The organism is Caballeronia sp. (assembly GCF_049581465.1).
Classification (GTDB): domain Bacteria; phylum Pseudomonadota; class Gammaproteobacteria; order Burkholderiales; family Burkholderiaceae; genus Caballeronia.
Genome location: NZ_JBAUSA010000067.1, coordinates 1 through 12687, shown reverse-complemented (window position 1 = coordinate 12687; position 12687 = coordinate 1). Strand labels below are relative to the sequence as shown.

Here is a 12687-nt window from a genome sequence, read left to right as displayed (position 1 = left end):
TCTATACCCAGGATTCGGTCTCGGGCCTCATTGCTGATGCGCCGGTCGAATTTCACGGCGTCGAGGTGGGTAAGGTAAAGAGCGTCAGGCTGGTTGACCCGCATTCAGTGCGGATCGTGCTGAGTATCGAGAAGACTGCCCCCGTTACTTCGGCCAGTGTGGCGACGATTACCTCGCGCGGACTCGCGACACGAGGGTTTACCGGCTACGTATATATTTCTCTCGAAGACGTCGGCATCAATTCGCGGCCCCTGACGTTGCGGCCCGGCGAGCCTTATCCAGTCATACCGACGGCACCGTCGAAAGTCGTGACGCTCGACACGACGATCAGTCAGGTCAACGAAAATTTTCAGGTCATCACCGGGCTGCTGAAATCATTACTCGACACGAAAACCATCGCTTCGTTGAAGCAATCGGCCGACAGCCTGCAGCAGGTAACCAAAGCGCTGGCAGAAAATACCACTAAGCTCAACTCCATCGTTGCGAATACTGAGCGCGCCAGTCGTCGTTTTGAGCCGCTGCTGCAATCGAGCGACGACGCCGTGAGAGTACTTGAAACACAAATCCTGCCGCAAGCGCACTCGCTTCTGCAATCGAGCGACGACACCGTAAATGCGCTCCAGACGCAAATCTTGCCGGAAGCAAACAAGGCGCTGTTCTCCCTTGATAATCTTTCCCACTCTTTCGCTGACCTAGCGACCAAAATCAATCGAGACCCGTCAGTCGTGATTCGCGGAACTGCGCAGCGGCCACCCGGACCGGGGGAAGGAAAATGAGAATCGACATGAGCAGGGCGACCTTCGTCGTGCTCTGCGTGGTCTCGCTTTCGGGCTGCGCCCTGCTCTCACCGGTCAAGACAGACTCAAAACAATACACGCTGAACGATATCCCGCTCGACCTGCCGAGCGAGCGGACTCACTCCGCCACCCTGTTGGTCCTGGTCCCCGAGGCCGGGCCGCTCTATGCCACCACGCAGATGGCGTATACGACCCAGGCGTATCAGATCGCGTATTTCAGTCAAAATGAATGGGCGGAAACACCCTCGCAGATGATTGAGCCTTTGATCGTCGAGACACTTCGGCATACCCACTATTTCAGCGACGTTCTGTCGTCCCCTGATTTCGATCGCCACACGTTCACGCTTCGCAGCGAAATCCTGGAAATCAAGCAGGACTTCACGTCGGAGCCCGCGATGCTGCAACTCACGATGCGTTTTAATCTGAGCCGTGAGGCCACGAATCAGGTGATTGCGACCAAGGAATTGTCGGTGCGTGAACCCATGTTGGAGCGCAACCCGTACGCAGGAGTCGTGGCCGCCAATGAGGCCGTGGCAAAACTATTGCGGGAACTCGTCATATTCGTGGTCGATAACGCAAACTAGGGCAGCATTCTGCGTAACGTATCGTCCTTTAGCACGAAATGATGCATCAGAGCCGCGCCCACATGGACGCATAGGAAAGGGATGAGTGCGAAAGCGAACCACTTGTGGATGTCGATGAGTCGCTGAAACAGATAATCGTCGTGAGGGAGGAAATCTGGCAGGGTGAACAGGCCGAAGAACGAGACCGGGATGCCAGCGGCGGAAGACATCAGCCACCCGGTCATTGGCAAGGCAAACATCAGTGCGTAAAAGCAAAGATGGACGAATCGAGCTGCGATTTTTTGCCAATCAGGCAGGTGTGCAGCCAATTGCGGCAGTACATGCGTTAAACGCCAGGCCAACCGCGCGGCGAGTAAGACGAGTACCAGCAAACCGACCTCCTTGTGGTAGAGAATCAGCATGATCTTTTTCGTATTGAAACCGACATCGGGAAGCGTGACCATGTAAAGACCCAAAGCCGCAAGTCCAATGATAAGAAGCGCCATTGACCAGTGGAGCAGGATCGCGACCACGCCGAAGCGTTCTTCGGTGTTCCCAATCGATGTCATCGGCCGTGCTCCTTTCATTCAAGAAACGCGCCCACCCAAGGCCGATCCATTTTCGTCATTGGGTGCCAGCGAGACGGAACGTTGCTTGCGTCTCCGCCCGCGCTGAACTGCCCACCTGCCTACTACGATAGATAAACGTTCAGCCCAGCAAGCTTATTCCAATGTGCCGGCGCGCATGCGATTGAGGCCGCGCTCGACGTTCGCCGGTGACCAGGATTGGGCTAGTTCGAAGCGCTCGGGAATCCGAGCGAATCAGCTCTGGCCCGCAGATCGGCAAAGCGATCCGACGTAGCGTTGACGCTCAGTTGAGAATTGTCGACTGCTGACACCGAACTGGAGGGCTGAGGCGTCGACGCACCGGAGCACAACCCGCCGAACGGACCTGGCGCGACGGCAATCGCCGGTGCATCTGTGCGGGGTACATCGCTGAAGTCGAGCGCGTAGGCCAGATTAAACGTAGCCGGATCATTGCCGCGCACGCCTAGCGGCGGCAAGCCGAAGCGCCATTGCAACAGCGCATGAATCGAACTCGGATCGAACGGATAGCGAGTCACCGTGCCAGCAGGAACCCTTGGGCCGAGCAATGCGCAAGGCACGCGGAAGCCGAGTCGTCCGTCGTTACCGAGCGCCAGTTCGTTGTTGCTGATGGGCCTGATAGGAGGCACTACGTGCTCGTGAAAACCGCCCCATTCGTCATAAACGACGATCATCAACGTGCGGCTCCAGTTCGGACCGGTGCGTAGCGCGTCGTAAATCTGTCCGAGTAGCACCTCGCCATTGCGGATATCCGCGTGCGGGTGATCATCGGCGGAGAGGCCTTGCGCTTCGCCGCCAAAGAGCGGATCGACCATGCAGAATGGTGGCAGGGTCCCCGCCGCAGCGTTGGAGAGAAAATCGGAGAACAGATGCGAGATGCCGAGATATCGGGTGCCGTAGAGCGCTGTGAAGGGCACGTCATGGTAGTAGTAGTTGCAACCGACATTCGCTATGCTCAGGTTGTCCCAAATGGTCGGCAAGCTCGATATATCGGTAGTGTCTGTGAGGCGATCGGCGGCCCCGCTGTGCAGATAGATCCGGTTCGGAAACGTGCTGGTCAGAATGCCGCTGAAGTAGAAGTCACTCACCGTATAGTGGGTCGCTACCCCGGCAAAGAAGTCGAGATCGGGGGAGCTGTAGTAGCCGATAGGTAGCAGGTCGCCGCGCACTTCGCTCGTATCGGGTGTGAGCAGCCAGCCGTTCATCGCGCCCGAAGCCATTTGCGTGCGACCGCCCTGATAGCTGTGGTTGGGGTCCTGGAACGCGCAGGCTTGATATCCGTACGATGAATTCGCCGACAGCAGGAACGGCGTTTGCACGTTGCCGAATGCATCGGTGAACTGAAGGTTTGCCGGCATCCCCTCGGCAGCGGGCACCCATCCCAGGAAGTGGTCGAATGAGCGGTTCTCCATCGTCACCAGCACGATGAAATCGATACCGGAGGCGCTCGGGTTGGGGAGTGCCGGGCGTGGCAAGCTATACCGGTCGCCTCCATCGGGTGAAGGCACGTCGACGATAGAAGCCGCCTGTGCGCTGCCGTTCGGCGTGTTGGAACCACTTGTCCCGCCTCCGCCGCAGCCCTGCAGCGCGACGCCTGCGGCGACCGCGGCAACGCCCGTCAGGAAACCGCGTCGATCGACGCCGACCTGCTTTTCATTGCTGGTGCTCATGAAGACCCTCCTGACGCTGGTCCCATATCGCGACACCGCCGCCCGGTAAATCAATTTTGGACACTACCGCCAGAATTGCAAGCGCCCTACCCGCTTCAACAGATCGATCGCCGTTTTCAAGCAACACGCGTTGCAGTCAACCCGCAAGAATTGCCGCTCCGGGTCGGCTCGTACGGCAGTTTAGGCAACTATGAAATGAATCGGAACGGGGGACAGGAAACGCGACACCGCCTCGTAGCCAATCAGTACTGCAATCATTGCGAGCACGATGGCACTTGTGAATCCCGCGAGGTCGCCAAGCTTGCCGGCACCGAATACGAAGCGGGAATCTCTTTGAAATCACTCATGTCCTGCTCTACTTGAAATAGCTGTGAACGACTTCAATAAGCAGCTCGGTCGCGCTGCTGGTCGAGCGCCCGCTCGTTAGCTTCGACCTGCCCCTTGATGCGGCGAACGCTGTTGAAAGAAGCTTATGCTTCTCACGAATGGTGTGGCTCATTGATGAGCTCCGATATACCAAGGGGGAGAATATTTTAAATAGGGTAGAGGGGTATATCAAATTACCGCGAATGGAAAGCTTATTGAAAGAGCGGAGTGGGTTCGTCTCTGCTTCGTCTTTAGGGAGTGGTCTAAGGCGATCGACAGCGTGGCCGTCGTGGCGCTGGCGAAAGCCACACTTCGGATATACCGTGGACCCATACCGCATGCAGGTGACGCTCGCACGGCTCGGTAACGCGTTCAAACCTGCGTGTGGGTTCCATTCAAGTATCGATAGAAAGGTCGAATCGATGGCCGAACGTATGTCTGATGGGGCGCTTCGACGCATGGCCTCCATCGTTGCTCTCGTGACTGCGCTGGGGCTGGTCGTTATCAAGGTCTGGGCCTGGCTTGCAACAGGCTCCATTTCGTTGCTGACTGCCGCCGCCGATGGTCTGGTAGACGTCGTAGCTTCGACAGTGACCTTTGCGGGGGTCCGCTACGCTGCGCGTCCTGCCGATCGCGGCCATCGTTACGGGCACGGCAAAGCCGAGGCGGTTGCGGCCTTCGTCCAGGCGTTGCTGCTGGCGGGCGCCGCGATCGGGCTCGGCGTCGAATCGATTCAGCGTCTCGTTGTTCCTCAGCCGCTGAACCAGACAGGATTCGGCATCTGGGTGATCCTGGGAAGCTCACTCGCGGCTGCCGGACTGGTCGGCATGCAAACGCTCGTCGTCAGGCGCACGGGCTCAACCGCCATTGCCGCCGATCGCGCCCATTACGTTACGGATGTGGCGGTTAATATTGCGGTTCTGATTGCGCTGCTGCTCGAACACTTTCTTGGTTGGGCCCGGGCCGACTCGATTGGTGCTTTGGCAATCTCCGTGTACATGCTATGGAACGCGCGAGACATGGCGCTGCACGCATTGTTTCAGTTGCTCGACCGTGAACTGGATGCACCGGATCGCGCGCGCGTCGAAGCCGCCGTGCGGAGTTGTGCCGGCGTGCAAGGCGTTCACGATATCCGGACGCGAGACGGCGGAGACCGCATTTTTGTTGAGTTTCATGTGGAAGTGGACGGGTCGCTTACCGTCGAGGAGGGCCACACAATCGGAGACAACGCAGAAAAAGCGGTGCAACGGCTGTTCCAGTCAGCCGATGTCATGGCCCATCTTGAACCCGCCGGTATCGATGACGAGCGCCTGGACGATCTCGTCAAATAGCCGATCGTCTTTTTTCGCGTGCGCGACGCGCGGCTGCAGGTTACGCGCTACGCCACTTTGCCATTGCGGCACACGGTTGCGTCCCGCTGCAGTTGCGCCAGATGTCGCAGCAGTTTTGTCACCATCCAGACGACCCCGAACGCAAGGATCACGAAGAACACCGCGAGCGGCGTCAGGGCCTGCACCGACAAGAAGCCGGCGAGCCCCATCATCGCTGACGACACAAGCAGCAGTGCACACCCGAGGATCGCGCTCGTCAGGCCCGCTATGTGCGGGAACAGGGAATTGCCCTTGGCCATCAAGGTCGGATACATCGCGCCTGCGCAGAACCCCATCACGAGCACGGGTGTCGCAAGCGTCCATACGCGCAGGCCGACCGTCAGTGCAAGCAACAGCATCGCAATCGACGTGGCCGCCATCAGGCGCGCACCGATGTACAGCCGCTGTTCCGCGGACGGCAGACGCGCGCCGTACACACGATTCGACAGGCCGCCCAGGAAATACATCATCCCGATGCCGAGCGCGAGGTAGCCGAAATAAGTCGGCGGCTTGTGCAGCGTGTTCTGCACCATGAACGGTCCGATGATATTGAATACGAGCAAGATGCTGTAGCACAGGCCCTGAGCGAGGAAGCAGCTCTGGAACACGGGGCTGGAGAGCACCTTCCCCGCATTTGCCATCAGCGTGCGCGGTTCCAGGCGCACCGGTCGCAGCAACGTTTCGCGATAACGCCAGAGCACCGCCCACATCACGAGCGAATAGACGAGCAGGAAGACGAGGCAGGCCTGCCATCCAAACCACGTCTGCAGGTGGGCGCCAATCACGGGCGCCACGATCGGCGCAAGCCCCCACGCGATTGCCATGTAGGTGAACGCATGTATCAGCGTCTGCCCGGAGAATGAGTCGGTGATGATCGCCTTCGCTAGAAGGTTAGTGGCGGCGATGCCAAAGCCCTGCAGACAGCGGGCAAGGAGGAACGTCTCCAGATTCGGCGCGGCGAGCGACAGCAGGCAGCCGATCGTGAAAATGACGAGGCCGAAAGCCAGCACGCGCTTGCGCCCGTATGCATCGGCTACGGGCCCGAAGACGAGTTGGCCGAACGCGTAGGCCGCCATGTAGCCGGAAACGCTCGACTGGATTGCCTGAGGCGAAGTCGCGAAGAAACGCGCCATCGCGGGTAGCGCGGGCACGTAGATGTCGATCGCGAGCTGCCCGGCGGAGGCGAACAGGCAGATCAGAAACAGCAGGAAACGTGGCGAGTTCGGGGTGAGCGCGGGAGGGACCGGGCGGTCGAGGATAGTGTGGTTCATGAAAGCATCGAAGAGGCGAATTCGGTGATGCGGTATCGGCCCGTTCGAATATCGAACACGGCGACGTTCGGCGGCATCGCCCGTATTGTGCCTGCCGTCTCGCGTTTTCGACACGATGCCCATTGCGAGTGCATGGTTTGAAAGCTGCGTCGCGCGTCGTTTTGCGGGCGACTAGCGGCCAACGCGGCCCAACGCGGTCGGGCTTAGTCGGCCCGAGCCCGGCATTGACGACCGGTAGCTTTGAAGGGATCTATGTGAGCTTGATACCATACCGACTATGTGGCGCATTCTGCGCTGCCGTGATGGAGAGGCTTGGATGAGTACTTTGGCCCGGCATGATCCGCAGACCAGACAGCGTGACGCCCTGCTGCAGGTAATGCGCGCTAAGAAATATCTCCCACCACTTTTTCATTACCCTCTAAGTCCGCAATGAAGGAGACACTATGGCTCACCTAGCAATGAAAAAATTCCTGGTTCTGTACCTTGTTCCGGAGCAGGTCATGAGCGACTGGGCTAAGACTGACCCAGAAACACGGAAACCCGCTGAAGACCAAATGCGCAACGACTGGCAACGCTGGATGGAGGAGCACGCGGAGATGGTCACGTTCACCGAAGCCGCCGGCAAGACGAAAGGCGTGACCTCCACTGGAATCGCGGACACGAGAAACGACATCATGTTGTATTCAATCGTCGAGGCAGAGAGCCACGAGACGGCCGCCAAGGCGTTCGCGGATCACCCTCACCTGAGGATTCCGCAATCTTCCATTCAGGTCACGGAAGTCCGGGCGCTGGGAGGCCCCGCATAGCCTGCCTGAGCGGGATGCTGAAGCCGGGATGCTGAAGCGCGCGAAGAGACTGGCCGAGATCAATACACCTTGAAGCTTTCGGTGCGTGCCATCAATGCCAGTCCAATAACTGCGATACCCGCAAAGAGCGCCGGCAGCAGGAAGACATTGGGAAGGCCCAGGAACGCGACCCCGAACCCGCCCGCGACGCCCCCTAACGCCGAGGCGAGAGCCGTCGAGCTCATGAAGATTGCCGATGCCGTCCCTACCGCGTTGGGAAGCAGGCGTTGAGCGACGATGATGCCGAGAACCATGAATATGCCCCAGACACCCCCCATGAGGATCTGTCCGGCGAACATGCCCGCTGCGGACGACCAGAGCGCAAAGCAAAGATTGGCACACACCCCAATGGCCGCCGCGATACACATTAACCACACGTTGCCAAGCTTGCGGCCCAGCCCGATGCTGAACGGCATGATGAGTAGCTCGATGAATGGCTGTATCCCGATGACCGCTCCCCGTACGGCCGGACTTAGTTTGAGGTGTTCTTGCATGTAGATCAGCAGGAATCCGTACTTCACCGGCTCCCCTGCGTAGACCAGGACGAAGAGTCCTGTGAACGTCAGCAATGGAAGCATGGCACGCAGGCTGGAGTGACGCGTGTGCTCACTTGCCGACGCCGGCTTGAGCTTAACGGTTGGGTTCAGCGTTCCGAGCGGGGCGATCTGTAGAATCATGCAGATGGCGGTCATCCAAAGCATGGGGCGCAGGCCATAGGTTGCTGCCACCCACGCTCCTAAGACAGGTCCAACGATCCACCCGCCGGTAAGCGCCATACGGATGATGGCAACGACACTCTCATTTGCGTCGTCGGGCTTGTTGCTGAGTTCGTCGTGGACAGCCGCAAAGATTTGCGAGGTGGCAGCACCGGAAACGGCCAGCAAAACGATGGCGATGATGAAGGGCATCCAGACCGAAGTAGAGAGGGCCAACCCCGCCCAGCCCACAAAGCCCGCCGCAGCACACAGGCGAAAAAGACCGAGGCGATTTCCTGTGCGATCGGAGTAGCGGCCGACGAAATACCCCGCGAATGGCGCTGCAAGGCTGGTCAAGTAATAGAATCCCGCCAACGGCAGCGAGGCGCCGAGTTCCTTCACCAGGAACAGAACGAGCTGTGGTGCAGCCGCTGACGCGCCGAGACCCGACAGAAACATCGCAATCGTTGCACCGAGAAAAAGCCTCGAAGCTGCAACTTGACGCAATGCAGATGGACTACCGGTTCGGTCAGAAATCCTGACAGATTGACTACCGCTTTGGTCAGACATCGTGAACGAACCCCCGGTTATGTTCCTGAACTTGTCCGGCAGCGACGGTCCGACCGGCGCGCACGCTGGAGATTATCGCAACCGCTTCCCGATTGCGATGGTCAAGTCGAGATGGTCACTTGCGCATTGCCGAGACAACGGGCTAACACGTTGCTTAGCGACGACCCAAGGCAAGCGTTCAGACATAGCTCCGTACAAAGCGCTTTCGTACCTCTGCAAATCCATGGCGGAGATAGAACTCATGCGCTCTCGTTCGGCTTGCACTACTAGAAAGCTCGATATGCGTACAGCCCAGTTCAAGGACATGTGCCGGTGTTCCCGGGCCTCGTTGCAGCCGCAGGCCACCCACCGGAAAAGTCAATTACAGCGCCAGTCAGAAACCGGGACTGTGTCGATGCGAGGAAGCAAATCAGTTCGCCGATCTCTTCCGGCCGGCCTAGCCGACCCACCGGTACCGAAGACCTGACATAGTCACGACCCTCTGGCTGGTCGACGAAGACAGCGCGTGGATAATAGGCTTCGCTATAAAGGAAGTTCGGTGCAACCGCATTGACGGCAATGTTAAGCGGCGCAAGCTCGATGGAAAACGATCGAACCAGCGCATTCGCGGCATCCCGCGCAGCATCGGGAATGGCGCCTCCGTTCATCGGCAGTTTCGTCCGGCACGACGTCACTAATACAAGGTTCCCGCCGCCCTGATCCCTCATACGCGGGATTGCCGCCTTTACCAAAGCGAAAGGACGGACTACCAGCTTTTCTAGCGTCTGCCGCAGGTCGTCCGATGATGCGTCCACAGTGGGCCGATGAATAGCGGGAAAGTGGTCGTTGCTGACAATGGCATCAACCCGCCCAGTGACGGCCCATGCGGCTTCGACCAGCATCTCGAAACATTTCCCGCTCACACGGTCGGGACCACCGTGTGCGTCCGAGAAATCCTTCCATGCGATCTCGTCCGCGAATGAATCATCTTGAACAAGCACCCGGAATCCTGCATCGCGCAGTGCTGCTACGGCAGGCGGCCCGGCATAATCCGCCGCATTCGTCACAAGTGCAACCTGTTGCTCTTTCTTCACGGAAGCCGCCCGCCAGTCCAGAGGAAGTGGGTTACTGCGACTCGAAGGCGTCGAGTTGCGCTTGCGCGATCTCGCCCGGGTGTTGGTCGTGGTATGCGTCGAATAACTGTGAGCATAACTGAGCAAGTGAGGCGAGGTCCACCGCCTGGTCTGCGTGCTCGACCTCACCTGCGTTGAGTACGTCATCGAGAACCGGAGCGAGACGGCGCAATCGCCGGAAAGTGGCGTCGTCAAGTTTCATGTTGGATCTCCTGTCGTCAGCCGGTAGCCAATTGAGCGCCCCCAGGATCCGTACGTTCGGGCCCAACGCATCCTTTGGCAGTCGGGTGCATGGCATTCGTGGTGCGGCCGGGGCGCACACCTTGCGATCAGTGGTTTGCTTGACATCATAAAACATCAGATTGTGAGGCCGAATCGCGGTCTCATGTTTGTATTGCCACTGCACTGCACAATAGATCTGAGAAACTACGTGAGCATTAGACTACGGTTGCCCGCAGCGTATGGGATGGACCGCATCGGACGATGCCGCCGACACGAAACCATCGCTTGCCGGACGCTGACTAGCATAGCTGTAATTTGTGCGACGCACAAATACTTAGTGATTGTCAGCCTCCAAGCGAGGGTTTACGCTTGGCCCACTTTCTCGCGAGACGACTATGGGCACACCTGCTGTTCTGGACCGCTACGAACTGCTTGCCGCGTGGCATCGCCTCATTCCAAAGGCAGAACTTGTCGGGCACTACCGATATGAGCTAGACGAACTCGGCGAAGCGATACCAAATCCCTCCCCGTCAGCCAGGCGCCAAATAGTGCTCACGGATGTCTATTGTCACCTGACCGAACAGATTGGTCACCTTGCCGCCATGTCGGTAGCCGTTACGACCCCGTCATTTGGCATCAGGGTCCCGGACGTTGTCTGGATGTCGTGCGACAAGTGGGAAGCTTTCGACCGTGACGATCCTGTGCCGTTCGTGCCTGACCTTTGTGTCGAGGTGCTTCTCGATAGCGACAGGGCGCAAGACATCGACCGGAGGGTCAAGAGCTATCTGGAAGGCGGCGCCCGCGAAGTCATTGTCGTGGACCAGTGCGGCCAGGTCGAGTATTGGGGTGTCAAGGGCCAGCGGCAAGCTTCAGACTTCGGCACGGCGCTATCGCTTGACCGCATGTATTTCGAAGAAGGGGGCGTGTCCAGATTGCGCTAGCGCCGTCACGGTGAACAGGCCAGTCGGCCGTCGCGACTGGCAACTTAAATTTCTCGTTTTGCTTGACCTGACCCTGCGATTAGCCATTCTCACGAGGGCCTCGCAGGCTTGTCATATTGTCCGCCGGCAGCATTCCCGGCAACGCCTCTACAAAGAAATCTGCTTGTAATGCAGCCCCAGCCTGCACGTCATACTGAGCGAAGTCCCGAACACCCGCAGCGAGCAGGACTTCGTCGTCCAGGAAAAAATTTCCCGAACACTCCTTAGCGGGGCGCGTCAGGATAAAGTGAGCCGCGTCGGCGACTATTTCCGGTTTGCGACATGCCGCAACCATGCCCCCGCCGCCAATCTCGTTTCGCACGGCAGCGGTCGCGATGGCAGTTCTGGGCCATAGTGAATTGACCGCGACACCACGGTCCTTGAACTCGCCAGCAAGCGCCAGCGTGAACAGGCTCATCGTGTATTTTGCAATGGTGTACGCCGGAAAATCCTTAAACCACTTCGCGTCGTGGACCAGCGGCGGAGACAGTGTGAGGATGTGCGGGTTCGCCGAATTAAGGAGGTGCGGCAGACACGCCTGTGCGCATACAAACGTTCCTCTGCCATTGACGCCATGCATCAGGTCATACCGTTTAACAGGTGTATCAAGTGTGCCGGTCAGTCGAATGGCGCTGGCATTGTTCACGAGGATATCGACGCCACCGAACAACTCAACGGTCTCGGCAACTGCGGCTTTTACGCGGTCCTCGTCGCGAATGTCCACAATAAGCGGAAGCGCCTTGCCGCCAGCCGCTTCAATAGCAGCAGCGGCCGTATAAATCGTACCCTCGAGACGCGGGTCCACGTCGGCGGTCTTTGCGGCAATCACGACGTTCGCGCCGTCGCGTGCGGCTCTGAGCGCAATCGCGAGTCCAATGCCGCGACTTCCGCCGGACATGAATAGTGTCTTGCCAGCAAGGCTCATGGTCGTCTCCTGAATATTTACCTCAGAATACGCTTACGCAGGAAGCGCGGCATGGCTACCGGTCAAAACGTTCGGCCGGCCGACTGGAAGCCTGATGTGTGTTCCGGTTCTCGATACAAGTCGTCAACGTGGCAAGACTCTGTACTGGCACTGCACACGCCGGTTTCGATCAGGATGTTGAGCCTGGCTGCGGCCATGGCCATCCCCGCTTTTCGTCGGATGGACCCCACTCCGCAACCGATTCGACCGGAGCGGATGACGACTCGACAGGGCTAGCCTCTTCGCTGGCGTTGCGCCCTGCCTCAGGCGTGAGGTCCCGCTTCATCTTCGGCAGGTCTACCCCGAACCACTTCACCTTCTTCTGCAGTAGCGTCACGTACGCCTTCCAGCCGTTCGGGTTTCCCTCAAAAAGGTCGTGCTGCACGGTCGAGGCTAGGGCCCGGCGGTTCAACTGCTCCTCAAGCAGTTCCTTTGGCCACAGAAAGAATGCGCTCGCCGCTCGCTCGGCGAATTGAGCCGCGGTAATCGTCGGTGCAAGCGCCTTCAGAAAAACGAATTCTTGAAGCGCATCCTCGCTGTGCGCGAGTTCAGCAACGCGTGCTGCGGGTTGGCCCACCTTGGCCAAACAACTGATTGCCTCCAGCACATCACCCAAGTGCAACAGCAGTTCTCGTCTGTCGAAACGGTCGTCCACAG

13 protein-coding genes and 1 pseudogene are annotated in these 12687 nt (G+C 58.8%); 5 read left to right on the top strand and 9 right to left on the bottom strand.

Annotated features, from left to right (window positions below):
• Window positions 1-776 (top strand): MlaD family protein (locus WCA53_RS01655; RefSeq protein WP_423904794.1); only part of this gene is annotated, 776 nt, incomplete at its 5' end.
• A gap of 8 nt (window positions 777-784) precedes the next feature.
• On the top strand, window positions 785-1381 hold the full coding sequence (locus WCA53_RS01650) for an ABC-type transport auxiliary lipoprotein family protein (protein ID WP_423904789.1): 597 nt from the start codon (window positions 785-787) through the stop codon (window positions 1379-1381).
• Here the strand turns inward: WCA53_RS01650 and WCA53_RS01645 are convergent.
• The 3 genes and pseudogenes from WCA53_RS01645 to WCA53_RS01635 form a co-directional block, all read right to left on the bottom strand.
• On the bottom strand, window positions 1378-1929 hold the full coding sequence (locus WCA53_RS01645) for a cytochrome b (protein WP_423904785.1): 552 nt from the start codon (window positions 1927-1929) through the stop codon (window positions 1378-1380). The two genes, WCA53_RS01650 and WCA53_RS01645, sit on opposite strands and share 4 nt — an antisense overlap.
• A gap of 221 nt (window positions 1930-2150) precedes the next feature.
• Window positions 2151-3635: an alkaline phosphatase family protein gene (locus WCA53_RS01640; protein WP_423904782.1), complete on the bottom strand. Its 1485-nt coding sequence runs from the start codon at window positions 3633-3635 to the stop codon at window positions 2151-2153.
• A gap of 192 nt (window positions 3636-3827) precedes the next feature.
• Window positions 3828-3968: pseudogene (locus WCA53_RS01635) on the bottom strand (cation transporter); the annotation flags it as partial.
• 356 nt (window positions 3969-4324) lie between these two features.
• On the opposite strand from WCA53_RS01635, the gene WCA53_RS01630 reads away from it, so the two are divergent.
• Window positions 4325-5332, top strand: a complete 1008-nt coding sequence (locus tag WCA53_RS01630) for a cation diffusion facilitator family transporter (RefSeq protein WP_423904779.1) — start codon at window positions 4325-4327, stop codon at window positions 5330-5332.
• A 47-nt stretch (window positions 5333-5379) separates the two neighbouring features.
• Here the strand turns inward: WCA53_RS01630 and WCA53_RS01625 are convergent, their stop codons facing one another.
• Window positions 5380-6642 (bottom strand): multidrug effflux MFS transporter, encoded by a 1263-nt coding sequence (locus WCA53_RS01625; RefSeq protein WP_423904776.1) that lies wholly within the window; start codon window positions 6640-6642, stop codon window positions 5380-5382.
• Between the two features lie 443 nt (window positions 6643-7085).
• Between WCA53_RS01625 and WCA53_RS01620 the strand changes: the two genes are divergently transcribed.
• Entirely contained in the window at window positions 7086-7448 is a 363-nt protein-coding gene (locus WCA53_RS01620; protein WP_423904773.1) for a hypothetical protein, read from the top strand.
• A gap of 59 nt (window positions 7449-7507) precedes the next feature.
• Here WCA53_RS01620 and WCA53_RS01615 read toward each other — a convergent pair whose 3' ends face one another.
• From WCA53_RS01615 to WCA53_RS01605, 3 genes are all read right to left on the bottom strand, one after another.
• Window positions 7508-8641, bottom strand: a complete 1134-nt coding sequence (locus tag WCA53_RS01615) for an MFS transporter (RefSeq protein WP_423904768.1) — start codon at window positions 8639-8641, stop codon at window positions 7508-7510.
• A gap of 407 nt (window positions 8642-9048) precedes the next feature.
• On the bottom strand, window positions 9049-9825 hold the full coding sequence (locus WCA53_RS01610; RefSeq protein WP_423904766.1) for an SDR family oxidoreductase: 777 nt from the start codon (window positions 9823-9825) through the stop codon (window positions 9049-9051).
• 31 nt (window positions 9826-9856) lie between these two features.
• Window positions 9857-10066 (bottom strand): hypothetical protein, encoded by a 210-nt coding sequence (locus tag WCA53_RS01605; protein WP_423904763.1) that lies wholly within the window; start codon window positions 10064-10066, stop codon window positions 9857-9859.
• Between the two features lie 415 nt (window positions 10067-10481).
• On the opposite strand from WCA53_RS01605, the gene WCA53_RS01600 reads away from it, so the two are divergent.
• The gene (locus WCA53_RS01600) at window positions 10482-11027 is read left to right on the top strand and encodes a Uma2 family endonuclease (RefSeq protein ID WP_423904761.1); all 546 of its coding nucleotides are present in this window, start codon (window positions 10482-10484) and stop codon (window positions 11025-11027) included.
• Window positions 11028-11106: 79 nt separating this feature from the next.
• On the opposite strand, the gene WCA53_RS01595 is transcribed toward WCA53_RS01600, so the two are convergent.
• Together WCA53_RS01595 and WCA53_RS01590 are read right to left on the bottom strand one after the other, a co-directional pair.
• Window positions 11107-11991, bottom strand: coding sequence for an SDR family oxidoreductase (locus WCA53_RS01595; protein WP_423904756.1), 885 nt, complete (start codon window positions 11989-11991; stop codon window positions 11107-11109).
• A gap of 169 nt (window positions 11992-12160) precedes the next feature.
• A partial coding sequence (locus WCA53_RS01590; protein ID WP_423904755.1) for a hypothetical protein occupies window positions 12161-12687 on the bottom strand: 527 nt, incomplete at its 5' end.

What these genes read in the sequence shown, in the direction of transcription:
- WCA53_RS01650 (WP_423904789.1), top strand. Translation starts at nt 785, where the DNA reads ATGAGCAGGGCGACCTTCGTCGTGCTCTGCGTGGTCTCGCTTTCGGGC.
- WCA53_RS01645 (WP_423904785.1), bottom strand. Translation starts at nt 1,929, where the DNA reads ATGACATCGATTGGGAACACCGAAGAACGCTTCGGCGTGGTCGCGATC.
- WCA53_RS01640 (WP_423904782.1), bottom strand. Translation starts at nt 3,635, where the DNA reads ATGAGCACCAGCAATGAAAAGCAGGTCGGCGTCGATCGACGCGGTTTC.
- WCA53_RS01625 (WP_423904776.1), bottom strand. Translation starts at nt 6,642, where the DNA reads ATGAACCACACTATCCTCGACCGCCCGGTCCCTCCCGCGCTCACCCCG.
- WCA53_RS01620 (WP_423904773.1), top strand. Translation starts at nt 7,086, where the DNA reads ATGGCTCACCTAGCAATGAAAAAATTCCTGGTTCTGTACCTTGTTCCG.
- WCA53_RS01615 (WP_423904768.1), bottom strand. Translation starts at nt 8,641, where the DNA reads ATGTTTCTGTCGGGTCTCGGCGCGTCAGCGGCTGCACCACAGCTCGTT.
- WCA53_RS01605 (WP_423904763.1), bottom strand. Translation starts at nt 10,066, where the DNA reads ATGAAACTTGACGACGCCACTTTCCGGCGATTGCGCCGTCTCGCTCCG.
- WCA53_RS01600 (WP_423904761.1), top strand. Translation starts at nt 10,482, where the DNA reads ATGGGCACACCTGCTGTTCTGGACCGCTACGAACTGCTTGCCGCGTGG.
- WCA53_RS01595 (WP_423904756.1), bottom strand. Translation starts at nt 11,991, where the DNA reads ATGAGCCTTGCTGGCAAGACACTATTCATGTCCGGCGGAAGTCGCGGC.